Origin of the sequence: Williamwhitmania taraxaci, assembly GCF_900096565.1 — a bacterium.
In the GTDB taxonomy this organism is placed as follows: domain Bacteria; phylum Bacteroidota; class Bacteroidia; order Bacteroidales; family Williamwhitmaniaceae; genus Williamwhitmania; species Williamwhitmania taraxaci.
The window spans coordinates 1-1,436 of record NZ_FMYP01000168.1 but is presented as its reverse complement, the minus strand read 5'-3'; the positions used below and the strand labels follow the sequence as shown (position 1 = coordinate 1,436).

Sequence of the window (1,436 nt, the reverse complement as noted above, 5' to 3'; positions counted from 1 at the left end):
TACGGCTTATTACATTTGAAAAATTTCTGGCGTAAATCAATATAGTTCCTTTTTCTGTCATCCGCCTCCAATCCTGCTTTGTTTACCTTGTAAGTAATAACATCAGGGTTTTCGGTATTTAAATCTGTAATAGTGATATTTTTTACAAACCATGCAAACGAAGCCCATACAGCAATAGTGTCATTTGCCATTAAATCAGGATTATTTACAAAATCAAAATTTAATTTGAACTTCATGGCACACGTGCTTTTAGCTTCAACATAATTATTTTTGTTGGTTACCTGTACATAACCACGTCCTCTATATTTAGAGCCTTGTGCATTGTTCCAAGATGTATCTGGAGAGTTACCATCCATGCCGACATAAGCTGCATTTAATGAACGTATTCCATTTTGTTCTTTCTGTCGATCAGTTAAAACTACGGAACGATAACAACCTTTGCCAGGTGTAGATTTATAGCCATTAAAAGCTATAGTGTGAGGATTTGCATGAGAAGAATAATCTTTTGGGACTTTAATACTTGTTCCTGAACGTTTATGAGTAAAAGTTTCATAATCTAATGAATCTACACTAAAATTATATTTGGCAGAGTCCATTTTTTCATATAAACGGTTTGATACAAATTTTAAATATGCTTTATTATCCCAAAACTCTTGCTTATACCAAAATTTAGTACCATTATTTCCCCTGAAAACCTCAAGCATTCTATGTAAATAATAGTTTGAACTTTCGGTAGTTTTTGTTAAGCCTACACTTTCGGTTTCCAGCTGTGCTAGGAAATGGGCAAAATGGTTACAGGTTTTAAAACCAGATTTTTTAAAAGCATTATTAAATGCCTGCAAAACTAGAGGATTGTCTATTTTTTTACTATTAGGAAATATAAGTTTAAGTTCATTGCTAGTTAAAACTAAATTCCTACCACAAACAGAACAGCCAAATTCGTATTTCTTACTTCTTAGATAAAACATGACTGTATCAATCTTATCATCTTTGTTTTTAAGTAAGACTTTATAGACCCCTTCCGGTAAAGAATCAAGACTAAATGTAGTTTTGGTATTCACGTTGACTTTACCCCAAGTTGTAAATGGCCAAGAAATATCATTTGTACTCCACACAGGTCTGTAAACCACTTTAACGTTTATATAAGTTCCAGTATCCCCGACAATGGATTCGTACTTTACGTATAATTTATTGTTTTTGTCTGTGTTAATGAAAATCTTCTTCTCAGTCATAACACTATCACCTACATAAACTGTGTATTTTCCTTTTAATTTTTTCCCCTCCCCTTCACTCTCATCCTGCGCCCAGGCGAACCACAAGCTTTCGGGATCGCGAATTAGCTCCCACTGGTGCTTCCACAGGTCGGTGCTGCCGGAGTAATCCATCAGGTTTTTGGTGGTGCCCTGCGCGGCAATAAAGCTTTCGGGGCTAAAGGG

The 1,436-nt window shown here is 35.2% G+C and carries 1 protein-coding gene; it reads right to left on the bottom strand.

What is annotated here, in order from left to right:
- Positions 1–1,436, bottom strand: a 1,436-nt coding sequence (locus tag BLS65_RS17745) for a glycoside hydrolase family 19 protein (RefSeq protein ID WP_212590599.1), incomplete at both ends; no start/stop codon positions are given.